A 22,219-nucleotide genomic window follows, 5' to 3' on the forward strand; every position below is an offset into this window, starting at 1 on the left:
CAGGCGCCTTTTCCCGGATAACGCGAACCATGAATACGGCGGATGCCAAGCGCATTCTAGAAACCGCCTTGATCTGTTCGAGCCAGCCGCTGCCAGTGCGCGACATGCGCGTGCTGTTCGACGACGAGCTGGGCGTGGACACCATCAAGGTGCTGTTGCTTGAACTGCAGGAAGACTGGGCGCAACGCGGCCTGGAGCTGGTGAACGTCGCCAGCGGCTGGCGCTTTCAGAGCCGGCCGGAAATGCGCGACCACCTCGATCGCCTGCATCCAGAGAAGCCGCCGCGCTACACACGCGCCGCCCTCGAAACGCTGGCCATCATTGCCTATCGCCAGCCGGTCACGCGCGGCGACATGGAAGACATCCGCGGCGTCACCATCAACTCCCTCATCTTGAAGCAGCTCGAGGACCGCGGCTGGGTCGAGGTGATCGGCCACCGCGAAACCGTCGGCCGGCCGGCGCTCTATGCGACCACGCGGCAGTTTCTCGACGATCTCGGCCTGGCGTCCCTCGACCAGTTGCCGCTCATCGAAACGCCGGCCCAGCAGGCGGCGCTGGTCGATGCGCTCGACCAGGCCTCGGGCAACCAGCCGGGGCTGCCGATGGAAATCGCCGGTGACACCGATTCCGATGCCTCCGCCGCGACAGAAACAAGCCTGGAAGCCGAGTTGAGCTTGCCCGATGCCGAGAGCGCCGAGGCGGCGGAAGATCAGGCGCAAGACGAGCCGGATGCCGCGGAGGCTGATGCCGAAGTGATCGATCCCAAAGCGGCCAATGCCATCGAAGCGGTCGATGCCGCCGCCGCGCAGTTCGCCGAGAACGCGGCGGCTCCCGACGCGATCGAAGAGCCCGCAGAAATCCCGGCCCTCCAAGACGTCGAGCCTCCCGCAGCGCTCGAGTCCGAAGTCCCGTCGCCCGACGAGGCCGATCCCCACGCTGTTTCTCCCGGAAAAACCTCATGAGCTCCTCCGACACCGACGACGCGGCCGCCGTGCCCGTCCAGCCCGAATCCGAGAAAAAAGACGCAGCGGCGGAAGCGCCCGGCCAGGCTTCGGACACCGATGCGGGCGCGCCGGCCGCAGCAGCCGGCGAGGGCGAAGCGCCCAAGAAGCGGCGTGCTCCCCGGCGCAAGAAAACCGCAGAGCAGGCAGTAGACGGCGAACCCGCGGCAGCAGCAACCGAAAGCTCCGAGCCGGTGGTCGAGGAGGCCACGGCCGAGGCGGCCGCTGTTGCTGCTCCCGTTCCCGCCGCTCCCGTCCAGGCTGCCGCGCCCGCCGCAGCGCCTGAACGCGAGGAGCGCCGAGTGGAAGAAGAGGGTGCCCGGTCCGAATACGACGAAGAAGACGACGAAGAAGAAGAGCCCGACGAGGAAGAGGACGACCTCGACCGCGCGCGCCGCGCCGCCGAACGCGAGCAGCGCAATGCGTTGCCGCCCGAGCCGATCCGTTTCGCGGACGTCATTTCGGGCCAGTTCGACGCCGACGAAGAAAGCCCCGAAGTCCCGCCGCTCAAGCGGGTGCTGCTGCCGGAAGCCGATTCGCCCAAGCTGCACAAGGTGCTGGCGCAGGCGGGCCTGGGTTCGCGGCTCGAAATGGAGGCACTGATTCTCCAGGGCCGCATCTCGGTCAACAACGAACCGGCCCACATCGGCCAGCGCATCCAGTACGGCGATCAGGTCAAGATCAACGGCAAGCCGATTCGCTACCGCATCGCACCGCCCCCGCCGCGCGTCATTGCGTATCACAAGCCCGTGGGCGAAGTCGTCACGCACGACGATCCGCAGAACCGCCCCACGGTGTTCCGCAAGTTGCCGCGCCTGCAGCAGGGCAAGTGGCAATCGGTCGGCCGGCTCGACCTGAACACCGAAGGCCTGCTGCTGTTCAGCAGCTCCGGCGACCTGGCCAACCAGCTGATGCACCCCCGCTTCGGGCTGGAGCGCGAATACGCCGTGCGCGTGCTGGGTGCGCTCAGCGCCGAAGAAAAGAAGAAGCTGCTCGAAGGCGTGCGCCTCGAAGACGGCATGGCCCAGTTCGGCACCATCGAAGAGGGCGGCGGCGAAGGCTCGAACTGCTGGTACCGCGTCACCATTTCCGAAGGCCGCAACCGTGAAGTGCGGCGGCTGTTCGAATCGGTGGGCCACGCGGTCAGCCGCCTGATCCGCATCCGCTACGGCGCCATGGTGTTGCCGCGCGGACTGAAGCGCGGCGCCTGGATGGAACTCGACGAGCGTGACATCAGCGCGCTGTTCCAGGCCTCGGGCGGCGGCGCACCGCGTCCGCAGCAGCAACAACGCGGTCCCGGGGGGCAGGAGGGCGCCGGCGGCGGCCGGAACGGACGCAACAAGAAGCGCCGCGGCAACCGCAACGCCGGCGGCGGTGGCGGCGGGCAAGCGCCGCGCGACACGCGCGATCCACGCGACGAAGGCCGTGAGGCACCCATTCCGAATCCGCTGGGCGACGGCCGGCCGCCGCGCGGCGAGCGCGGGGGGCGGGGCAACCGAGGCGGCGGAGGCAACGCGGGTGGCGGCAATGCAGGCGCGCCGCCGCAGGGGCGCCGCGGCAACAACAACAACCGTGGCGGCAATCGCCAAGGTGAGGAACGTCCGCCAAGCGGCGCGAACCAGCCCGATCCGATGAAGACCTCGCTCGGCTACATCGGCGCCGACAGCTTTTCGCGCCAGCGGAAAGAGCAGCGCCAGGGGCCGGGGCGCCGCGGCGGTGGTCCGGCCGGGGGCGGCTTCGGCGGCGGCCAGGGCGGCCCAGGCGGAAATCGGCGCCGCGGGCGCTGAAAGCCAGCCGCCCGGCGCAGCCTTTCGCGGGGTTTTCACCAACCCCGGGGGCCGCGCCGGTTAAAATCAGAGGCTTTGTCGACTTACGGTGCAACATATTTGTTGCAGGTGTGACAAACCACTTCAAAATCAAAGCTCAGGAAGCATTTCAATGGCCATCGAACGTACCCTCTCCATCATCAAGCCCGACGCCGTTGCCAAGAACGTCATCGGCAAGATCGTTTCCCGCTTCGAAGCTGCCGGCCTCAAGGTCGTCGCCGCCAAGCTGGTGCATCTGTCGCGCAACGAAGCCGAGCAGTTCTACTCGGTCCACAAGGAACGTCCGTTCTTCAAGGACCTGGTCGAGTTCATGATCTCCGGCCCCGTGTTCGTGCAAGTGCTCGAAGGCGAGAACGCCATCGCCAAGAACCGCGACCTGATGGGCGCCACGGACCCGAAGAAGGCAGCCGCCGGCACCATCCGCGCCGACTTCGCCGACAGCATCGACGCCAACGCCGTGCACGGTTCGGACGCCGCCGAAACCGCAGCGAACGAAGTCGCTTTCTTCTTCGCCGGCCTCAACGTCTACGCACGCTGAAGCCATATCCCGCTGATTTCATGACCACGGCCAACCTGCTCGAATTCGATCTCGAGGGGCTGGCTGCGTTCTGCGAAAAGCTCGGCGAGAAGCGATTCCGCGCCACGCAGCTGTTCCGCTGGATCCACCAGCGTGGCGCCAGCGACTTCGCCCAGATGACCGATCTGGCCAAGTCGCTGCGCGAAAAGCTCGCCACCACCGCTCGCGTCGAGGCCCTTTCGGTCCTCACGCAGCACGAATCCAAGGACGGCACGATCAAGTGGCTGTTCGACGTCGGCGATGGCAATGCCGTCGAAGCCGTATTCATTCCCGAAGACGACCGCGGCACGTTGTGCGTGTCGTCTCAAGCCGGCTGCGCGGTGGGGTGCCGCTTCTGCTCCACCGGGCATCAGGGCTTCAGCCGCAACCTGAGCACGGGCGAAATCGTCGCCCAGCTGTGGTTTGCCGAACACTTCCTGCGCAAGCATCTGAAACGCGACGAGCGCGTCATTTCCAACGTGGTGATGATGGGCATGGGCGAGCCGCTGCAGAACTACACGGCGCTGGTGCCCGCGCTGCGCACCATGCTCGATGACAACGCCTATGGGCTGTCGCGCCGCCGCGTAACCGTGTCGACCTCCGGCGTGGTGCCGATGATCGACCGCCTGGGCGCCGATTGCCCGGTGGCCATGGCGGTGTCGCTGCACGCGCCCAACGATGCGCTGCGCGACGACCTCGTGCCGCTCAATCGCAAGTACCCCATCGCCGAACTGCTCGAGGCCTGCAAGCGCTACCTGGCGCATGCGCCGCGCGACTTCATCACCTTCGAGTACTGCATGCTCGACGGCGTCAACGACCAGCCCGAGCATGCGCGGCAGCTGGTGGAACTCGTCCGCACCCATGGCGTGTCGTGCAAGTTCAACCTGATTCCGTTCAATCCGTTTCCGGCCTCGGGTCTGCTGCGTTCGCCGCAGCCGCGCGTGCTGGCATTTGCCAAGACGCTGAGCGAGGCCGGCCTCGTGACCACCGTGCGCAAGACGCGCGGCGACGACATCGATGCGGCCTGCGGACAGCTGGCCGGCGACGTCAAGGACCGAACCCGCGCGGCCGAACGCATGGCCCAGCGCCGCGTGTCGGAGCGCACCATCGTTTTGCACCCGGTTCGCAAGACCCCCACCGTCTCCCAGGAGCACTGACCTAATGAGCATGGCCTTTTCGATGACGACCGCGAGCGCACGGCGGCTGCTGGCCGCGAGCTTTACCGGTGTCGCCGTGGCATCTCTGGCTGTTCTGCTCGCGGGCTGCGTCAATACGCGAACCACCACCACCAGCCTGGCCGACACCAGCTCGGCCAAGGGTGCCGAGATCGTGACCGAGTCCGACGAAACCAGCCGCCAGCGCCGCGCGCGCCTGCGCATGGAGCTCGCCTCGGGCTACTTCGAACACGGCCAGACCACCGTAGCGCTCGACGAGATCAAGCAGGCCCTGGTGGCCGATCCCAACTATGCGGACGCGTACAGCCTGCGGGGCCTCATCTACATGCGGCTCGAGGACGCCGGCATGGCCGAGGACAGCTTCCGCCGCGCCATTGCGATCAACCCGCGCGATCCCAATGTGCGGCACAACTACGGTTGGCTGCTGTGCCAGCAGAACCGCTTTGGCGATGCCGCCCAGCAGTTCACCGAAGCGCTCGCGGTGCCGAGCTACACCGATCGTTCCAAGACGCTCATGACGCAGGGCGTTTGCCAGCTCAGGGCCGGCCAGCGCCCTGAGGCGGAACGCAGCCTCATGCAGGCCTACGAGATCGATGCCGGCAATCCGGTGGTCGGATTCAATCTGGCCTCGCTGCTGGCGCAACGCGAAGAATGGTCGCGTGCGCAGTTCTACATTCGCCGTGTCAACAACAGTCCGTCGGCCAGTGCCGAGACGCTGTGGCTCGGCATCAAGATCGAACGACGGCTCAACAACCGCGAGGCAGTTGCGCAGTTGGGGGGGCAACTGCAACGGCGCTTTCCGCAGTCCCGGGAGGCAATAGCGTACGAGCGCGGGAATTTCAATGACTGAACGGGTTTCGGAGTTCGGCACTTCCGCGGCACTGCCGCTTGCGGAAGGCGACATCACGCACAAGACGGCCGGCGACATGCTTCGCGAGGCACGCGAGGCCCACGGCCTGCATATCGAAATGGTGGCCGCGGCCCTCAAGGTGCCGCCGCAGAAGCTCATGGCGCTGGAGGCGGACGATATCGATTCGCTGCCCGACCCGGTCTTTGCCCGGGCCCTGGCAAGCAGCGTCTGCCGCGCCTTGCGCATCGACCCCGTTCCCGTGTTGGCAAAGCTGCCGGGGGCGCAGCGCGCGCCGCTGGCAACGGCCGACCGCACGCTCCAGAGCAACATCGTTTCCGGCACGCCGCGCTGGAACGGCAGCCGCTCCAACGGTCTGCCATCGCGCGCCTTGCTGATCGTCGTCGCTTTGCTGCTGGTCGGCGCAGGGGTGCTGTTCTGGCTGCCGCAGTCGGCTTTCGACCAGATCGGTGCGGCGGTGTCGCGATGGACGGCACGCGGCGAGGCCGACACAGGTTCGGTGGCCGAGGCGCCCGTGGCGGGATCGGCGCCAGGCGGAGCATCCGTGGTCGAGAACGCACCGGTCTCACCGGTCCCACCGGCCGCAAACCCAGCCACACCGGGAACGCCCGGGATGCCTGCAGCAACCGCAACAATTCCAACGCCGGGTGTGCCGCCCGCTACAGCCTTGCCCGCCGCCAACGCTTCCGCAACCGTTTCGGCGCCTGCCGCTGCCGGCAGCGGCCAGCCGCTTGTCTTCGTCGCGCGCGAAGACTGCTGGGTCACGGTCACCGAAGCCGGCGGCAAGCAGTTGCTGCGCCGTATCGTGCAGGCGGGCGAAACCGTTGGCTTGTCGGGCGCGCTGCCGCTGTCGGTGGTGGTGGGACGCGCATCGGCGGTCGATGTGCAAGTGCGCGGAAAGCCCTACGATCTGAAGCCTGTCACGCGCGGCGGCGGCGTGGCGCGTTTTGAGGTGACCTCGTGACCGACTGCACTCCGCAACCCATCGAATCGGCGGCGCCCAAGGCGCGCCGCTCGCGCCAGGCGCAGGTGGCTTGGGGCGCGCGCATCGTCACGGTGGGCGGCGACGCGCCCGTGCGGGTGCAGTCCATGACCAACACCGACACGGTCGATGCCATCGGCACGGCCATCCAGGTGAAAGAGCTCGCCGTGGCGGGCTCGGAAATGGTGCGCATCACGGTCAACACGCCGGAAGCCGCGGCCCAGGTGCCCTACATTCGCGAGCAGCTCGACCGCATGGGCATCGACGTGCCGCTGATCGGCGACTTCCACTACAACGGCCACCGCCTGCTCACCGACTATCCGGCCTGTGCCGAGGCGCTGAGCAAGTACCGCATCAATCCCGGCAACGTGGGCAAGGGCGACAAGCGCGACCGCCAGTTCGGCCAGATGATCGATGCGGCCATGCGGTGGAACAAGCCGGTGCGCATCGGCGTCAACTGGGGCAGCCTCGACCAGGAACTGCTCGCCAGCCTGATGGACATCAACAGCCAGCGCGCCGAGCCTTGGGACGCGAAGCAGGTGATGTACGAGGCGCTGATCACCTCGGCCATCGAATCCGCCAAGCTCGCCGAATCGATGGGCATGGCCGGCAACCAGGTCATCCTGTCGTGCAAGGTGAGCGGCGTGCAAGACCTGATTTCGGTCTACCGCGAACTCGCCAGGCGCTGCGACTATCCGCTGCACCTCGGCCTCACCGAAGCCGGCATGGGCACCAAGGGCACGGTGGCTTCGGCCACGGCGCTGTCCATCCTGCTGCAAGAAGGCATCGGCGACACGATTCGCGTGTCGCTCACGCCGCAGCCGGGCGAATCGCGCACGCAAGAGGTGCTGATCGCCAACGAAATTCTGCAGGCCCTGGGCCTGCGCGTGTTCGTGCCGAGCGTCACGGCCTGCCCGGGCTGCGGCCGCACCACGAGCACCACTTTTCAAGAACTCGCCAAGCAGATCGACGACTACCTGCGCATGCAGATGCCGGTCTGGCGCACGAAATATCCAGGCGTCGAAACGATGAAGGTGGCCGTCATGGGCTGCATCGTGAACGGCCCGGGCGAGAGCAAGCATGCCGACATCGGCATCAGCTTGCCCGGCACGGGCGAGGCGCCCGCCGCCCCGGTCTTCATCGACGGCGAAAAGGCCCTCACGCTGCGCGGCGACAATATCGCCAACGAGTTTCATCAACTCGTCGAAAACTACATCGAAAAGCGCTTCGGCGGCGAACACGCCGTCGCTGCCTGACACCTCCGCAGACTCATGGCTGAAAAATTGAATGCCGTCAAAGGCATGAACGACATATTGCCGCCCGAATCGGCGCGCTGGGAATGGCTCGAGGCCACCGTGCGCGACCTGATGGGGCGCTTTGCGTACCGCAACGTGCGCACGCCGATCCTGGAGCGCACGGCGCTGTTCGTGCGCGGCATCGGCGAAGTCACCGACATCGTCGAGAAGGAGATGTACTCCTTCGAGGACCGTGCGGACAAGCACGGCAAATTCGAACATCTGACCATGCGTCCCGAGAACACGGCCGGCCTGGTGCGCGCAGTGATCGAGCACAACATGCTGTACGAAGGCCCCAAGCGGCTCTGGTACACCGGACCGATGTTCCGCCGCGAGAACGTGCAGCGCGGACGTTTCCGCCAGTTCCACCAGATCGGTGCGGAAGCCCTCGGCTTTGCAGGCCCGGACGTCGATGCCGAGTTGATCTTGCTGGCCAACGCGTTGTGGAAGGCCATCGGCCTGACCGATGTGCGCCTGGAGCTCAACAGCCTGGGACAGCCCGCCGAGCGCGCGCTGCACCGCGCCCAGCTCATTGCTCACTTCGAGGGGCAGCTCGACAAGCTCGACGAGGATGGAAAACGCCGGCTGCACAGCAATCCGCTGCGCATTTTCGACACGAAGAATCCGGCGATGAAGGATGTGGTCGAGTCAGCGCCGAAGCTGATCGACTTCCTCGGCGCCGAGTCGCTGGCGCACTTCGAGGGGCTGCAGGCCATCCTCAAGGCCAACGACATTGCGTTCACGATCAACCCGCGGTTGGTGCGCGGGCTCGATTACTACAACCTCAGCGTGTTCGAGTTCGTGACCGACCGGCTCGGCTCGCAAGGCACGGTGTGCGCCGGGGGCCGCTACGACGACCTGATCGCACAGATCGGCGGCAAGCCGGCGCCTGCGGTGGGCTGGGCGATGGGTGTCGAACGCGTGCTCGATCTGCTGAAAGAGCAGGGCGCCGAGGTTTCCGCCCCCGCGCCCGATGCCTATGCCGTGGTGCCCGACGCCACGTCGATGCCTGTGGTGCTGTGTACCCTGCAGCAATTGCGTGAGTCGGGCGTCAGCGTACAAATGCATGCAGCCACGGCCGACGGCCTGAGCAGCTTCAAGGCGCAGATGAAGAAAGCCGACGCCAGCGGCGCCACCTACGCGCTGATTTTCGGCGCCGATGAACTTGCGCGCGGCGAAGTGACTCTCAAGTCGTTGCGCGACGGAAGCGGCGCGCAGAGCGCCCGCACTCTTGCCGACGTGGCCACCTGGGCCGCCACCCTACAATCGCCGGCTCCCAACCTCTGACACGCATGGCAACCCATCTCGATCTCGACGAACAGGAACAGCTCGACCAGCTCAAGCATTTCTGGAACACCTACGGCACCCTGATCACCTGGGTGGTGCTGCTCGTGGCCGGGGCCTTCGTGGCCTGGAACGGTTGGCAGTATTACCAACGCAGCAAGGCGGCGCAGGCCGCGGCGCTTTACGACGAGGTCGAGCGCAGCACGCAGTCGGGCGACGTGGAGCGCATCCAGCGCGTTCTGGGCGACATGAAGGAACGGTTCGCCAACACGGCCTATGCACAGCAGGCCGGCCTGCTGGCCGCCAAGTCGCTGTACGAAAAGGGCAATCTCGAAGCTTCGCGCGCCGCCCTCGGCTGGGTTGCGGAACGTGCTGTCGATCCGGGCTACAAGGCGGTTGCCAAGCTTCGGCTTGCGGCCGAGTTGCTCGACAGCAAGTCGTATGACGAAGCGCTCAAGCAGCTTTCAGGCGACGTGCCCAAGGAATTCGAACCGCTCGTGGCCGACCGCAAGGGCGACATCTACATGGCCCAGGGCAAGCGCGACGAGGCGCAGGCCGAATACCGCAAGGCCTGGACCGGCCTTGGCGCGGCGTCCGACTACCGGCGTCTTGTCGAATTCAAGCTCAATGCCGCCGGCGTCGACCCGAAGAGCCTGGCACCTGTGATCACGGTCACGCCAGCAGCCCCCAAAAATTCCTGATCGCACTATGAATTTCAAGCGTTTCATGCCTGAGTCGTCTGTCCTGCGCGCGGGTTCAGCTCTTGTTTTGGTAGCAATGCTGGCTGCCTGCTCGGGCACGAGCAAGCCCAAGCCGGCCGAACTGCCCCCCAACCCCTCCTTGTTCGGCGTGCGCCAGGCCTGGAGCGTGCGCATCCCGGCCGTGAGCTTCCCGTTGGCGACCGACGTCAGCGGCGACATCGTGACCGTGGCCGGTGCCGACGGCACCGTGGTCGCCATCGACGCCCGTGCCGGCCGCGAAACCTGGCGCGCCAATGCCGGCGCCGCGCTGGCCGCAGGTGTCGGCAGCGACGGCTCGCTGGCCGCGGTCGTCACCACCAACAACGAACTGGTGGCGATCGAAGGCGGCAAGGTCCTGTGGAAGCAGCGGCTCTCGGCGCAGGCCTTCACCGCGCCGCTGGTGGCCGGCCGGCGCATCTTCGTGCAAACCGCCGACCGCAGCATCAGCGCCTGGGACGGCCAAAGCGGCCGCCGCCTCTGGCTGCAGCAGCGCACCGCGGAAAACCTCGTGCTGAAGAAGTCGGGCGTCCTGATCGCCGTGGGCGACACGCTGGTGTCGGGCATCGGCGGCCGCCTGGTCGGCCTCAACCCGGCCAACGGCACCTCGCGCTGGGAAGCGCCGATCGCCGCACCGCGCGGCACCAACGACGTGGAGCGCCTGGTCGATCTGACCGGCAGCGTGAGCCGTGTCGGCGACACCGTCTGCGCACGGGCCTATTACGCGAATGTCGGCTGCGTCGACACGCTGCGCGGCCAGCTGCTGTGGACCAAGCCCGCATCGGGTGCCGAAGGCGTCAGCGGTGACGAAAGCTTCGTGTACGGCACCGAATCGGACGGCAGCGTCACGGCCTGGCGCCGCGCCGACGGCGAGCGCGCCTGGCAATCGACCCGCTTCAAGAACCGCGTCCTGACCGGGCCGCTGGCAGTGGGGCGTTCGCTGGTCATCGGCGAAAGCACGGGAACGCTGCACTTCGTCTCGCGCGAAGACGGCTCGCTGCTCAATCGCGTCACGCCCGACGGCTCCGCCATTGGCGTCACTCCGGTCATGGCCGGCAACACGGTGGTCGTCGTGACTGCCAACGGCGGTGTGTTTGGCTATCGCCCTGAATAACTTTTTCGAAGGCCCGCCCATGAAAACCGCGCCCATGAAAGGCCGGCCATGAAGCCGGTCGTGGCCCTGGTCGGGCGTCCGAACGTCGGCAAGTCGACCCTTTTCAACCGCCTGACGCAAACGCGCGATGCCATCGTCGCCGACTTTGCCGGGCTCACGCGCGACCGCCACTACGGCAACGGCCGCCTGGGCAAGCACGAGTTCATCGTCATCGATACCGGCGGCTTCGAGCCCGACGCGGGCAGCGGCATCTACAAGGAAATGGCCAAGCAGACGCGGCAGGCCGTGGCCGAGGCCGACGTGGTGATCTTCGTGGTCGATGCCCGCGAAGGCCTTTCGGCGCAAGACCACGACATTGCCAACGAATTGCGCCGGCTCGGGAAGCCCTGCGTGCTGGCGGCCAACAAGGCCGAAGGCATGCACGACGGCACCAAGCTGGTCGACTTCTATGAACTCGGCTTTGGCGACGTTCACGGGGTCTCCGCGGCGCACGGGCAGGGCATGCGCGACCTGGTCGAGCTGGCGCTCGCGCCGCTCAATCTGCCCGACCCCGACGATGAGACGGACGAAGACGACGTCAACAAGCCGATCAAGCTGGCTGTGGCCGGCCGGCCCAACGTCGGCAAGTCCACCCTGATCAACACCTGGCTCGGTGAAGAACGCCTGGTGGCCTTCGACATGCCGGGCACCACGCGCGACGCCATTTCGGTGCCGTTCGAGCGCAACGGCCAGCGTTTCGAGTTGATCGACACGGCCGGCCTGCGCCGCAAGGGCAAGGTCTTCGAGGCGATCGAGAAGTTCTCGGTGGTCAAGACGCTGCAGGCCATCGAGTCGGCCAACGTGGTGCTGCTGCTGCTCGACGCCACCCAGGGCGTGACCGACCAGGACGCGCACATTGCCGGCTACATCCTCGAAAGCGGACGGGCCGTGGTGATTGCGATCAACAAGTGGGATGCGGTCGACAGCTACCAGCGCGAGCAGATCCAGCGCCAGATCGAAACCCGGCTGCCGTTTCTCAAGTTTGCCTCGCTGCATTTCATCTCGGCCATCAAGCGCCAGGGCCTGGGCCCGGTGTGGCAGGCGATTGCGCAGGCCCACAAGTCGGCCACGCGCAAGATGTCGACACCGGTGCTGACCCGGCTGCTGCTGGAAGCGGTGCAGTTCCAGTCGCCCAAGCGCGCGGGCATGTTCCGCCCCAAGCTGCGCTATGCGCACCAGGGCGGCATGAATCCGCCGGTGATCATCATCCACGGCAATTCGCTGGAGCATGTCACCGAGGCGTACAAGCGCTTTCTCGAAGGGCGCTTCCGCAAGGAGTTCGATCTGGTGGGCACGCCCTTGCGCATCCAGTTCAAAAGCTCGCAAAATCCTTTTGCGGACAAGGACGATTGAACCGCGCTTGGCCGCCGATGGCAGCCGATGAGTTACAGCTGAGTTGGAAGTTCCGTCTTTTGAGAGACGTTATTTTTCAAAGGCTTTTGACCCCGATTGCTGCAGCGCAGAAACCCTGTGTTAAGGTCATCTCTCCAACAACTACTCTTGAACACGGAGAATATCGTGAGCAATAAAGGGCAACTTCTACAAGACCCGTTTCTGAACACCCTGCGTCGCGAGCATGTTCCGGTCTCCATTTATCTGGTGAACGGTATCAAGTTGCAGGGTCAGATCGAGTCTTTCGACCAGTACGTCGTGTTGCTTCGCAACACGGTGACGCAAATGGTCTACAAGCACGCCATTTCCACTATCGTGCCGGGTCGTGCCGTCAACTTCTCGGCTGCCGAGAACGACGACGCCGCAGCCTGATCGCGCGGAGCGCGGCGGTAACCCCGCCGCGCTTTTTCCATATTGATTCCGCTTGTCTGAACTGAACTCCCGCCAGGAAGGCGCCGCCGTTCTCGTCGGCGTCGATTTCGGGCTGCCCCATTTCGACAGCGAACTCGAGGAACTCGGCCTGCTCGCGCAGACCGCGGGCCTCTCGCCTGTCGCACGCCTCGTATGCAAGCGCAAGGCGCCCGACGCGGCGCTTTTCGTTGGAAGCGGCAAAGCCGACGAAATCAAAGAGCTGGCTGCGATGCACCAGGCCAGCGAGGTCATCTTCGACCAGTCGCTGAGCCCTGCGCAGCAGCGCAACCTCGAGCGCCAGCTCGACGTGGCGGTCTACGACCGCACGTTTCTCATTCTCGAAATTTTTGCGCAGCGTGCCCGGTCGCACGAAGGCAAGCTGCAGGTCGAGCTCGCCCGCCTGCAGTACCTGAGCACGCGCCTGGTTCGCCGCTGGTCCCACCTCGAGCGCCAGACAGGCGGCGCGGGCGTGCGCGGCGGCCCCGGCGAAAAGCAGATCGAACTCGACCGCCGCATGATCAGCGAATCGATCAAGCGCACGCGCGAGCGCCTGGCCAAGGTGCAGAAGCAGCGCGGCACGCAGCGCCGCCAGCGCGAGCGCCGGGAGACCTTCAACATCTCGCTCGTCGGCTATACCAACGCCGGCAAGTCGTCGCTGTTCAATGCGCTGGTGAAAGCCCGCGCCTACGCGGCCGACCAGCTTTTTGCGACGCTCGACACCACCACGCGCAATCTCTATCTGGGCAACGCCCGCCGGCAGGTCTCGATTTCGGACACCGTCGGCTTCATTCGCGACCTGCCGCACGGCCTGGTCGACGCCTTCAAGGCCACGTTGCAGGAGGCCGTCGATGCCGACTTGCTGTTGCATGTGGTGGATGCGTCGAACCCGCATTTCCCCGAGCAGATGGCCGAGGTGCAATCGGTGCTTCGCGACATCGGTGCCGAGGCCGTGCCGCAGCTTCTGGTGTTCAACAAGCTCGACGCCCTTGAAACCGCGCAGCATCCGCTGCATCTGCAGGACGAAATGGAAATCGATGGCGTGCAGGTTCCGCGCATCTTCCTCAGCGCGCGCAGCGGCGAGGGCGTGCCCCTGTTGCGAGCCGAACTGGCCCGCAGGTCGGGCTCGGTGGGCGATACGATGACCCCAGAGGCCGACACTGAATTGCACGATACCGCCAATTGATTGGGCACAATCCCGCCACTGACAAGAGAACGAAGCGAATGAATGCAAAGCCAGCGTGGAGAGGGTTTCTGGGCATGTTCAACCTGAACGATGGCCGGTGGGGTCGTGGCGATGAGCCCGCATCCAACGGCGACCGCCCGACCGGCAACCGACCTCCCGACGCAGACCCACCGGGTGCGCCGACGCCACCGCCTTCGGGCAATGGCGGAAACGGCAACAACAACGGCAACCGTCCTCGCGGGCAGGGCCCGAACCAGGGGCCACCGGATCTCGACGAACTCTGGCGCGACCTCAATCGCAAGCTTGGCGGCTTTTTCGGCGGCAAGGGCGGCGGCAATCGCCCGAGCGGCAACGATGGCGGCGGTGGCGGCAACGGCTACAGGCCCGATATGAAGAATGCAGGCTTTGGTCTCGGACTGGTGGCCATCGTGGCTGTTCTCATCTGGCTGGGCACCGGCTTCTTCATCGTGAACGAAGGCCAGCAGGCCGTGGTGACCCAGTTCGGCCGCTACAAGGCAACCGTGAACGCCGGTTTCAACTGGCGGTTGCCGTATCCCATCCAGCGCCACGAAGTGGTGGTGACTTCGCAGATCCGCTCCACGGACGTGGGGCGCGATGCCATCGTGCGGTCCACCGGGCTGCGCGAATCGGCCATGCTGACCGAAGACGAGAACATCGTCGAGATCAAGTTTGCCGTGCAATACCGCCTGAGCGATGCGCGCGCCTACCTGTACGAAAGCAAGTCGCCGAGCGAAACCATCATCCAGGTGGCCGAAAGCTCGGTGCGCGAAGTGGTCGGCAAGATGAAGATGGATGCCGCGTTGGCCGAAGAGCGGGACCAGATCGCTCCCCGCGTGCGGCAGCTGATGCAGACCATTCTCGACCGCTACAAGGTCGGCGTCGAAGTCGTCAACATCAACTTGCAGCAGGGCGGTGTGCGCCCGCCCGAGCAGGTGCAGTCGGCGTTCGACGATGTGCTCAAGGCCGGCCAGGAGCGCGAGCGCGCCAAGAACGAAGCCCAGGCCTACGCCAACGACGTGGTGCCGCGTGCAACGGGTACCGCCTCGCGCCTCAAGGAAGAATCCGAAGCCTACAAGGCGCGCATCGTTGCGCAGGCACAAGGCGATGCCGGCCGCTTCGGCGCCGTGCTGGCCGAATACCAGAAGGCGCCGCAGGTCACGCGCGACCGCATGTACACCGACGCCATGCAGCAGATCTATGCCAGCACCACCAAGGTGCTGGTCGATACCAAGCAAGGCTCCAACCTGCTGTACCTGCCGCTCGACAAGCTCATGCAGATGAGCGGCAACAACGCGGCAACGCCGGTCGATGCCGCCAGCCCCAGCGTGGCCGGCACCGCGCCAGCCCAATCCTCGGTGATCCCGGTGGCTCCGCCCGCAGGCGACAACCGCGCCCGCGACGGCCGTTCGCGCGACCGCGACGTGCGTTGAAAAGGCCAAGAAGAACATGAACAGAATCGGATTCATCGCCTCGTCGATCCTCGTGCTGCTGGTGCTGCTGAGCTCGACCCTTTTCGTCGTCGACCAGCGCCAGTTCGGCGTGGTGTACGCCCTGGGCCAGATCAAGCAGGTCATTACCGAGCCGGGCTTGCACTTCAAGCTGCCGCCCCCGCTGCAGAACGTGTCGTACATCGACAAGCGGCTGCTCACGCTCTCCAGTCTCGACACCGAACCCATGCTCACGGCCGAGAAGCAGCGCGTGGTGATCGACTGGTATGTGCGCTGGCGCATCACCGATCCGCAGGCATACATCCGCAACGTCGGTCTCGACGAGAGCGCGGGCGCCACGCAGCTCAACCGCGTGGTTCGCAATGCCTTCCAGGAAAACATCAACAAGCGCACCGTGCGCGACCTGATCTCGGTGCGCCGCGAAGCCCTCATGGCCGACGTGCAGCGCGAAGTGCTGTCGGTGGTGAAGGGCGCCAAGCCCTGGGGCGTGGACGTGGTCGACGTGCGCATCACGCGTGTCGACTATGTCGAGGCCATCACCGAATCGGTCTACCGCCGCATGGAGGCCGAGCGCAAGCGCGTTGCCAACGAACTGCGTTCGACCGGCTATGCCGAAGGCGAAAAAATCCGCGCCGATGCCGACCGCCAGCGCGAAGTGATCGTGGCCAACGCCTACCGCGACGCGCAGAAGATCAAGGGCGAGGGCGATGCCCAGGCCGCCTCGGCCTACAGCGAGGCCTTCGGCCGCGACCCGCAGTTCGCGCAGTTCTACCGCAGCCTCGAAGCCTACAAGCAGAGCTTCAACAAGAAGAGCGACGTGATGGTGCTCGACCCGTCGTCGGACTTCTTCCGCGCCATGCAGAGCGCGGGCACGCCCGCAGGCAACGCGCCACGCCGCTGATCCGACGGCCGGGTTCCGTCGTGAGCGCTGAAATCTTCTGGAGCGCGCTGGCGCTGGTCCTGGTGATCGAAGGCATCCTGCCTTTCGTATCGCCGGGCGGGTGGCGGCGCGGCTTCGGCCAGCTCATGCAGTTGCGTGACGGCCAGCTGCGTTTCTTCGGACTTTGCAGCATCTTGCTGGGTTTGCTCCTCCTTTGGGTTTTCGGATAGCGCGGTCCCGGTAGAATCCCGGTTTAACCACGCCCCCGATCCCCATGTCCGCCTGGGTCCTCCCGGATCACATTGCCGATGTGCTGCCTTCCGAGGCGCGCCACATCGAAGAACTTCGACGCCAGCTGCTCGATACCGCCCGTGGCTATGGCTACGAGCTGGTGATGCCGCCGCTGCTCGAGCACCTCGAGTCGTTGCTGTCTGGCACCGGCGAGGCGCTCGACCTCCAAACCTTCAAGCTCGTCGACCAGCTCTCCGGCCGCAGCATGGGCCTGCGAGCCGACACCACTCCCCAGGTGGCGCGCATCGACGCCCACCTGCTGAACCGCGAAGGCGTGGCGCGCCTGTGCTACTGCGGACCGGTGCTGCATACCCGCCCCGACCGGCCGCACGCCACGCGCGAGCCGCTGCAGTTCGGCGCCGAAATCTACGGCCATGCCGGGCTCGAAGCCGACACCGAAATCCTGCTGCTGGCACTCGACTGCCTTCACGCGGCGGGAATCGGCGAAGGCCTGATCGTCGACCTGGCGGACGCACGCATCGTGCGGGCGCTGTTTGCCGGCGTGCCGGTCGATGCGGCTGTGCTGGCGCGCGTGCATGCGGCGCTGGTGGCCAAGGACGCGAGCGAACTGCATGCGCTCACGCGCAATTTCCCGGCGGCGTCGCGCGACGGCCTGCGCGCGCTGGTGCAGCTGTATGGCGATGCGTCGGTGCTCGACGAGGCCGCCAAGGCGCTCAAGGGCACGCCCGCTGTGAGCGCGGCGCTGGCCGGGTTGAAGCAGCTGGCTGCCAGCCTTCAGGGCGATTCGGCGCGGCAGATCAGCTTCGACCTGGCCGATCTGCGCGGTTATGCCTACTACAGCGGCATGCGCTTCGGCATCTACGTGCCGGGCGCGGCCGATGCCCTGGTGCGCGGCGGCCGCTACGACGAAGTCGGCGCCGTGTTCGGCCGCAACCGGCCGGCGGTCGGCTTCAGTCTCGACGTGCGCGAGTTGGTCGGCGTGCTGCCGGCCCGGCCGCTGCGCGCCGCCATCCGCGCGCCCTGGAGCGATGCGGCCGGCCTGCGCCAGGCCATTGCCGGGCTGCGCAAGGCCGGCGAGACCGTGGTCTGCGTGTTGCCGGGCCACGGCAGCGAAATCGATGAATTCCATTGCGACCGCGAGCTCGTCGAGCAAGCAGGGCAGTGGCAAGTCCGAGCCATCTGAATTTTTGAAGTAATGGAACGAGCATGAGCGTAACCACCGGAAGAAACGTGGTCGTCGTCGGTACCCAGTGGGGCGACGAAGGCAAGGGCAAGCTGGTCGATTGGCTGACGGAAAGCGCCCAGGGCGTGGTCCGTTTCCAGGGCGGCCACAACGCGGGCCACACGCTGGTCATCAACGGCGTGAAGACCGCGTTGCACCTGATCCCCAGCGGCATCATGCGACCCGGCGTCAAGTGCTACATCGGCAACGGTGTGGTGCTGTCGGCCGCCAAGCTGTTCGAGGAAATCGAAGGGCTCGAAAAGGCCGGCGTCGAGGTGCGTTCGCGCCTGCGCATCAGCGAGGCCTGCCCGCTGATTTTGCCGTTCCACGCCGCGCTCGACATCGCGCGCGAAACCTACCGTGAGAAGGGCGGCAGCGAGAAGATCGGCACCACCGGCCGCGGCATCGGCCCGGCCTACGAAGACAAGATTGCGCGCCGCGCACTACGCGTGCAGGACCTGAAGCACCCCGAGCGCTTCGCGGCCAAGCTGCGCGTGCTGCTCGACCTGCACAACCATGTGCTGACCCAGGTGCTCGGCGCCCCCGCCATCGACTTCGACCTGGTGTTCGACGAGGCCATGCGCCACGCAGTGCTGCTCAAGCCGATGATGGCCGACGTGTCGCGCGAACTGAACGACGCGCACAAGGCCGGCGCCAACCTGCTGTTCGAGGGCGCGCAGGGCACGCTGCTCGACGTCGACCACGGCACCTACCCGTATGTCACCTCGAGCAATTGCGTGGCCGGCAACGCCGCCGCCGGTTCGGGCGTGGGCCCGGGCATGCTGCACTACATCCTGGGCATCACCAAGGCCTACTGCACGCGCGTGGGCGGCGGTCCATTCCCGACGGAACTCGACTGGGCCACGCCCGGCACGCCCGGCTACCACATGAGCACCGTGGGCGCCGAAAAGGGCGTGACCACCGGCCGCAGCCGCCGCTGCGGCTGGTTCGACGCTGCGCTGCTCAAGCGCTCGGCGCAGGTCAACGGCCTGTCGGGCCTGTGCATCACCAAGCTCGACGTGCTCGACGGCCTCGAAAAGCTCGAGCTCTGCACCGGCTACGAACTCGACGGCGAGACCACCGACATCCTGCCGATGGGCGCGGACGAAATCGAACGCTGCACGCCCATCTACGAAACCCTCGAAGGCTGGAGCGAAAGCACGGTCGGCGTCACGCAGTACGACAAGCTGCCGGTCAATGCGCGGCTCTACCTGCAGCGCATCGAGCAGATCACGGGCGTGCCGATCCACATGGTGTCGACCAGCCCCGATCGCGACCACACGATCATGATGCGCCACCCTTACCTTGCCGACTGAACAGGAACGAACCAGACCATGTTGACCGAAGACGGCAAGCATCTCTACGTCAGCTACGACGAGTACCACAACCTGATCGAGAAGCTCGCGATCAAGGTGCACCAGTCGGGCTGGCAGTTCGACACCATTCTTTGCCTGGCGCGCGGCGGCATGCGCCCCGGCGACGTACTCTCGCGCATCTTCGACAAGCCGCTGGCGATCATGTCGACCAGTTCGTACCGCGCCGACGCCGGCACGATCCAGGGGCATCTGGACATCGCCCGCTTCATCACCACGCCCAAGGGCGAGATCGCCGGGCGGGTGCTGCTGGTGGACGACCTGGCCGACTCGGGCCACACGCTGCACGCGGTCATGGACATGCTGCGCAACAACTACAAGCCGATCACCGAGCTGCGCAGCGCGGTGCTCTGGACCAAGGCGCTGTCGACCTTCACGCCCGACTACTCGGTCGAGTACCTCGCAACCAATCCGTGGATTCACCAGCCGTTCGAGGGCTACGACTCGCTCGGGCCTGAAAAGCTGCTCGAGAAGTGGTCGGTCTGAGCTGATCTCGCCTGGGGCAGCGACTCATCAGTTCCCCGGGGCGCACGCGCATGTAGGCGCATGGCGCGTATGCGCCGCCATGGCTTGCAGTCCCCGCCGCAACGATGTAGAACGATAGCGTTAAGGCTTGAAGTTCACAGGCAGTTTTGGGGCAATTCGCGGCTCCAAAGGAGTCAGGCATGTTGGCAGCCGAATGCGCGTGGGCCATCTTGCGCGCCGAGCACGTTCGCACCCGGGAATTGCTGGATTGCCTCCGCGAGGCGATGAAGGCAGAAGGTGAGGCGAGCGTTCGGCAACGCGCAACGTCCGCCATCGAAATCATCGAGCGGCTTCGGGCCTTCGAAGAAAACACGCATCGCCCCAAAGGCGTTGTCATGCTGAACATGCTGCGCGGCAGGTCGCGCGACGCCGACGAGCTCCTCGAACAGCTCGATGCGGAGAGCGAGTGCTGCAATGGCCTCATCTCGCAGGCGCGGCTGCTGCTCGAGCGCGCCCGATCCGGCGACACGGATGCGGCCGGGCAGGCCGGCGCCCTGTTGCGGCAGCACCGGCAGTTCATGTCGACGCATCTGGACAAGGAAGACACGCTCCTGCACTCGCAAACCGCGCTGCTGCTCACGGCCGAAGAGTGGGCGACCGTGGTCTCGTCGATCTCGAACGAGGTCGGTGCAGCGAAAAAGCGCGAGCATCGGCGTTCAACGGTGCGCGGGTAAGCCTCGCGAGACCCCGCGACCCGTGCCTACGCTCCGGCTGAATCGAACATCGCGGTGTAGCGCCGCTGCATCTCTTCCGGCGTCAGCTTCTCGATGCTGTGGCCCACGTTCCAGCGGTGCCCAAAGGGGTCGCGGAACACGCCGGAGCGCTCCCCATAGAACTGGTCTTGCGGCGCCATGTCGAGTATTGCGCCGGCCGCCACGGCGCGGGCCACCACCGCATCCGCATCGTCCACATGCAGATGCAGCGTCACCGCGGTGCCGCCCAGCGTCTTGGCGCTGCGGATGTTGTATTCGGCGAACTCGTCCGAAATCATCAGGATTGCGCCGTTGTGAAAGTCGAGTTCTGCATGCCCGATGCGGCCGCTCGGTTCGGTGAGCCGGAAGATTTCCTTGACCTCGAAGACCTTGCAATAGAAGTCGATGGCCGCGCCGGCGTTGTCGACGCAGAGGTACGGGAACAGTTCATGGATGGCCATGGTGGTTGCCTTTCGCGACGGGAACGCGGTTGTCGTGGCGCCGATTCTGGGCCACCACGCCGCTAGCGTCTTGAACGAATTTGACCTTTTGTTGTGCCCGCCGGAACATGCCGCGGCGACGCGGCCCCCGTCCGCCGCCACGCCTGCGGCGACATGCCCGCGAGCGCGGAGAACTCGCGGCTCAGGTGTGCCTGGTCGCTGTAGCCGGCGGTGAGTGAAATCTCCGACCAGCTTTGCGCGGGGTCGCCGGCCAGCGTCAGCGCACGATTGAAACGCATCACGCGTGCGTACTCCTTGGGGCTGAGGCCGATGGCGCCGCGAAAGAGCGCGATGAAGCGGCGGTGGCTGTAGCCGCTGCGAGTTACCAGTCCCTCAATCGAAGGATTTTCATGGGTCAGCGGTCCGAGAGTTGCGGCGATGGCCGGATGCAGGCCGCGCAGGCCGGCGCCGAACGAGTCGATGACACGCTGCGCGAACAAGGCTTCGAAGACTGCCAGCTGCCTGTCGAGGTCGCCCGCGGCATGAACCTGCTCGAGCGCGGCATCGGTCTGCCGCGCGCCCCACAACGCATCGAGCGGCGTGTGCTGGCTGGCCAATGCGTCTTCCGGCGCACCGAGCAAGGCTCGGGCTGCGCCGGGCTGAAGCAGCGCGCCGACGGAGCGCGTGGCCACCGACGCGTCGCGCATGTACGAGGCGGCGCGCGTGCCGCCGACGATCGCGTAACCGCAGGTCTGGCCGCGCGTGTCGTCGGCGCTACCGAATAGCTTCAGCGGCGGACCCGACAGGCGGAACACCACGTGCATGCCGCCCGTAGGCAGCACGTGTTCGCGCGCGCCCGGCCGTTCGGTCGGTACGCCTTCGGGCGCCGAGGCCCACAGCAGCTTCACGAAGGGCTGCAGATGGGGAGAAGAGGGCCGCGTCAGCTGCATCAGCGCATTGTGAGGCGGAAGCCGCGGCAAAGGCTCAGTCCCACCAGACGGCGAGCACGTGTGTGTCACGGCCTTTCCGGATGTCCGATGGAATGTCGCTGTCTGCGGTCTTCCAGATCTCGTCGGGTTCGAGCGGCGCGAGTGCTTCGGCCAGCTCGTCCTCCGACAGGGAGCCGACCACGAAAACAGTGTCGGCGAAAGGCCAGCAATCCTCGCCCGGATCGAGCTCCGCAATCTGCGCGTAAACGGTCGTGACGTCTGGCCGCCGGGCGATGCGCGCGAAGATATCGCGAAACGCACCCATGCCCGGATGTTCGATGAGATTGCAGCCGATGGAGCCCAGGTCGTCATTCCCGTCGAAGAACTCTTCGATGGAAACGATCTGCGGCTCCGGCTTCGGTGCGAGCCGTTCGATCAGACGGTTTCGTTTGGAGGTGTCCACGTTGTAATCCTGTATTGAAGGTTTTGAGCGCCAGCAGCGGTAGCCTGGAAGACTTTCTCACAACCAGGCGGCAGGGGCGTGACCGGTCGAGGGGTCGACCGAACGCACGGC

At 66.0% G+C, this 22,219-nt stretch carries 23 protein-coding genes; 20 read left to right on the plus strand and 3 right to left on the minus strand.

Features of this window, described 5'->3' with window-relative positions; genetic code table 11:
- Positions 1-29: 29 nt before the first annotated feature.
- The 20 genes from scpB (at position 30) to QFZ42_RS08530 (ending at position 20,258) form a co-directional block, all read left to right on the plus strand.
- A complete protein-coding gene (gene scpB, locus QFZ42_RS08435; protein ID WP_307704197.1) occupies positions 30-962 on the plus strand; it encodes an SMC-Scp complex subunit ScpB in 933 nt (310 codons plus the stop codon).
- On the plus strand, positions 959-2,788 hold the full coding sequence (locus QFZ42_RS08440) for a pseudouridine synthase (protein WP_307700530.1): 1,830 nt from the start codon (positions 959-961) through the stop codon (positions 2,786-2,788). Before scpB ends, QFZ42_RS08440 begins: the two co-directional genes overlap by 4 nt.
- Before the next feature lie 151 nt (positions 2,789-2,939).
- Positions 2,940-3,365, plus strand: coding sequence for a nucleoside-diphosphate kinase (gene ndk / locus QFZ42_RS08445; protein WP_307700531.1), 426 nt, complete (start codon positions 2,940-2,942; stop codon positions 3,363-3,365).
- A 20-nt stretch (positions 3,366-3,385) separates the two neighbouring features.
- Positions 3,386-4,540, plus strand: coding sequence for a 23S rRNA (adenine(2503)-C(2))-methyltransferase RlmN (rlmN, locus tag QFZ42_RS08450; protein WP_307700532.1), 1,155 nt, complete (start codon positions 3,386-3,388; stop codon positions 4,538-4,540).
- Between the two features lie 4 nt (positions 4,541-4,544).
- Positions 4,545-5,408, plus strand: a complete 864-nt coding sequence (gene pilW / locus QFZ42_RS08455) for a type IV pilus biogenesis/stability protein PilW (protein WP_307700533.1) — start codon at positions 4,545-4,547, stop codon at positions 5,406-5,408.
- Positions 5,401-6,390, plus strand: a complete 990-nt coding sequence (locus tag QFZ42_RS08460) for a helix-turn-helix domain-containing protein (RefSeq protein WP_307700534.1) — start codon at positions 5,401-5,403, stop codon at positions 6,388-6,390. The genes pilW and QFZ42_RS08460 overlap by 8 nt, the downstream gene beginning before the upstream one ends.
- Entirely contained in the window at positions 6,387-7,664 is a 1,278-nt protein-coding gene (gene ispG / locus QFZ42_RS08465) for a flavodoxin-dependent (E)-4-hydroxy-3-methylbut-2-enyl-diphosphate synthase (protein ID WP_307700535.1), read from the plus strand. Before QFZ42_RS08460 ends, ispG begins: the two co-directional genes overlap by 4 nt.
- A gap of 15 nt (positions 7,665-7,679) precedes the next feature.
- Complete coding sequence (gene hisS / locus QFZ42_RS08470) at positions 7,680-8,990, plus strand: histidine--tRNA ligase (protein WP_307700536.1); 1,311 nt, start codon at positions 7,680-7,682, stop codon at positions 8,988-8,990.
- 5 nt (positions 8,991-8,995) lie between these two features.
- A complete protein-coding gene (locus tag QFZ42_RS08475; protein WP_307700537.1) occupies positions 8,996-9,688 on the plus strand; it encodes a YfgM family protein in 693 nt (230 codons plus the stop codon).
- Between the two features lie 7 nt (positions 9,689-9,695).
- A complete protein-coding gene (gene bamB / locus QFZ42_RS08480) occupies positions 9,696-10,838 on the plus strand; it encodes an outer membrane protein assembly factor BamB (RefSeq protein WP_307700538.1) in 1,143 nt (380 codons plus the stop codon).
- Positions 10,839-10,886: 48 nt separating this feature from the next.
- Entirely contained in the window at positions 10,887-12,230 is a 1,344-nt protein-coding gene (gene der / locus QFZ42_RS08485) for a ribosome biogenesis GTPase Der (RefSeq protein ID WP_307700539.1), read from the plus strand.
- A gap of 165 nt (positions 12,231-12,395) precedes the next feature.
- Complete coding sequence (hfq, locus tag QFZ42_RS08490; RefSeq protein ID WP_012747311.1) at positions 12,396-12,641, plus strand: RNA chaperone Hfq; 246 nt, start codon at positions 12,396-12,398, stop codon at positions 12,639-12,641.
- A 52-nt stretch (positions 12,642-12,693) separates the two neighbouring features.
- On the plus strand, positions 12,694-13,863 hold the full coding sequence (gene hflX, locus QFZ42_RS08495; protein WP_307700540.1) for a GTPase HflX: 1,170 nt from the start codon (positions 12,694-12,696) through the stop codon (positions 13,861-13,863).
- Between the two features lie 74 nt (positions 13,864-13,937).
- Positions 13,938-15,314 (plus strand): FtsH protease activity modulator HflK, encoded by a 1,377-nt coding sequence (gene hflK, locus QFZ42_RS08500; RefSeq protein ID WP_307704198.1) that lies wholly within the window; start codon positions 13,938-13,940, stop codon positions 15,312-15,314.
- A 16-nt stretch (positions 15,315-15,330) separates the two neighbouring features.
- Positions 15,331-16,233: a protease modulator HflC gene (gene hflC, locus QFZ42_RS08505; protein WP_307700541.1), complete on the plus strand. Its 903-nt coding sequence runs from the start codon at positions 15,331-15,333 to the stop codon at positions 16,231-16,233.
- 20 nt (positions 16,234-16,253) lie between these two features.
- On the plus strand, positions 16,254-16,442 hold the full coding sequence (locus tag QFZ42_RS08510) for a DUF2065 domain-containing protein (protein WP_307700542.1): 189 nt from the start codon (positions 16,254-16,256) through the stop codon (positions 16,440-16,442).
- A 44-nt stretch (positions 16,443-16,486) separates the two neighbouring features.
- Complete coding sequence (locus QFZ42_RS08515) at positions 16,487-17,647, plus strand: ATP phosphoribosyltransferase regulatory subunit (protein ID WP_307700543.1); 1,161 nt, start codon at positions 16,487-16,489, stop codon at positions 17,645-17,647.
- A 23-nt stretch (positions 17,648-17,670) separates the two neighbouring features.
- Entirely contained in the window at positions 17,671-19,002 is a 1,332-nt protein-coding gene (locus tag QFZ42_RS08520; RefSeq protein WP_307700544.1) for an adenylosuccinate synthase, read from the plus strand.
- Positions 19,003-19,020: 18 nt separating this feature from the next.
- The gene (locus QFZ42_RS08525; protein WP_307700545.1) at positions 19,021-19,545 is read left to right on the plus strand and encodes a phosphoribosyltransferase; all 525 of its coding nucleotides are present in this window, start codon (positions 19,021-19,023) and stop codon (positions 19,543-19,545) included.
- 179 nt (positions 19,546-19,724) lie between these two features.
- The gene (locus QFZ42_RS08530) at positions 19,725-20,258 is read left to right on the plus strand and encodes a hemerythrin domain-containing protein (protein ID WP_307700546.1); all 534 of its coding nucleotides are present in this window, start codon (positions 19,725-19,727) and stop codon (positions 20,256-20,258) included.
- Positions 20,259-20,284: 26 nt separating this feature from the next.
- Here QFZ42_RS08530 and QFZ42_RS08535 read toward each other — a convergent pair whose 3' ends face one another.
- The 3 genes from QFZ42_RS08535 to QFZ42_RS08545 all read right to left on the minus strand — a co-directional run bounded on the left by QFZ42_RS08535 (position 20,285) and on the right by QFZ42_RS08545 (position 22,108).
- Positions 20,285-20,737, minus strand: coding sequence for a VOC family protein (locus QFZ42_RS08535; protein WP_307700547.1), 453 nt, complete (start codon positions 20,735-20,737; stop codon positions 20,285-20,287).
- Positions 20,738-20,799: 62 nt separating this feature from the next.
- Entirely contained in the window at positions 20,800-21,666 is an 867-nt protein-coding gene (locus QFZ42_RS08540) for a helix-turn-helix domain-containing protein (RefSeq protein WP_307700548.1), read from the minus strand.
- 34 nt (positions 21,667-21,700) lie between these two features.
- Complete coding sequence (locus QFZ42_RS08545; RefSeq protein ID WP_307700549.1) at positions 21,701-22,108, minus strand: hypothetical protein; 408 nt, start codon at positions 22,106-22,108, stop codon at positions 21,701-21,703.
- Positions 22,109-22,219 lie beyond the last annotated feature (111 nt).

It is taken from the genome of Variovorax paradoxus, from assembly GCF_030815855.1.
GTDB lineage: Bacteria > Pseudomonadota > Gammaproteobacteria > Burkholderiales > Burkholderiaceae_C > Variovorax > Variovorax paradoxus_M.

Bases quoted from the DNA above. Each gene is read 5' to 3' on its own strand.
- QFZ42_RS08535 (WP_307700547.1), bottom strand. From the start codon at position 20,737: ATGGCCATCCATGAACTGTTCCCGTACCTCTGCGTCGACAACGCCGGC.
- QFZ42_RS08440 (WP_307700530.1), top strand. From the start codon at position 959: ATGAGCTCCTCCGACACCGACGACGCGGCCGCCGTGCCCGTCCAGCCC.
- QFZ42_RS08525 (WP_307700545.1), top strand. From the start codon at position 19,021: ATGTTGACCGAAGACGGCAAGCATCTCTACGTCAGCTACGACGAGTAC.
- QFZ42_RS08540 (WP_307700548.1), bottom strand. From the start codon at position 21,666: ATGCAGCTGACGCGGCCCTCTTCTCCCCATCTGCAGCCCTTCGTGAAG.
- QFZ42_RS08475 (WP_307700537.1), top strand. From the start codon at position 8,996: ATGGCAACCCATCTCGATCTCGACGAACAGGAACAGCTCGACCAGCTC.
- bamB (WP_307700538.1), top strand. From the start codon at position 9,696: ATGAATTTCAAGCGTTTCATGCCTGAGTCGTCTGTCCTGCGCGCGGGT.
- QFZ42_RS08515 (WP_307700543.1), top strand. From the start codon at position 16,487: ATGTCCGCCTGGGTCCTCCCGGATCACATTGCCGATGTGCTGCCTTCC.
- ndk (WP_307700531.1), top strand. From the start codon at position 2,940: ATGGCCATCGAACGTACCCTCTCCATCATCAAGCCCGACGCCGTTGCC.
- der (WP_307700539.1), top strand. From the start codon at position 10,887: ATGAAGCCGGTCGTGGCCCTGGTCGGGCGTCCGAACGTCGGCAAGTCG.
- pilW (WP_307700533.1), top strand. From the start codon at position 4,545: ATGAGCATGGCCTTTTCGATGACGACCGCGAGCGCACGGCGGCTGCTG.
- hflK (WP_307704198.1), top strand. From the start codon at position 13,938: ATGTTCAACCTGAACGATGGCCGGTGGGGTCGTGGCGATGAGCCCGCA.
- QFZ42_RS08460 (WP_307700534.1), top strand. From the start codon at position 5,401: ATGACTGAACGGGTTTCGGAGTTCGGCACTTCCGCGGCACTGCCGCTT.
- rlmN (WP_307700532.1), top strand. From the start codon at position 3,386: ATGACCACGGCCAACCTGCTCGAATTCGATCTCGAGGGGCTGGCTGCG.
- scpB (WP_307704197.1), top strand. From the start codon at position 30: ATGAATACGGCGGATGCCAAGCGCATTCTAGAAACCGCCTTGATCTGT.
- QFZ42_RS08530 (WP_307700546.1), top strand. From the start codon at position 19,725: ATGTTGGCAGCCGAATGCGCGTGGGCCATCTTGCGCGCCGAGCACGTT.
- QFZ42_RS08520 (WP_307700544.1), top strand. From the start codon at position 17,671: ATGAGCGTAACCACCGGAAGAAACGTGGTCGTCGTCGGTACCCAGTGG.
- hflC (WP_307700541.1), top strand. From the start codon at position 15,331: ATGAACAGAATCGGATTCATCGCCTCGTCGATCCTCGTGCTGCTGGTG.
- hisS (WP_307700536.1), top strand. From the start codon at position 7,680: ATGGCTGAAAAATTGAATGCCGTCAAAGGCATGAACGACATATTGCCG.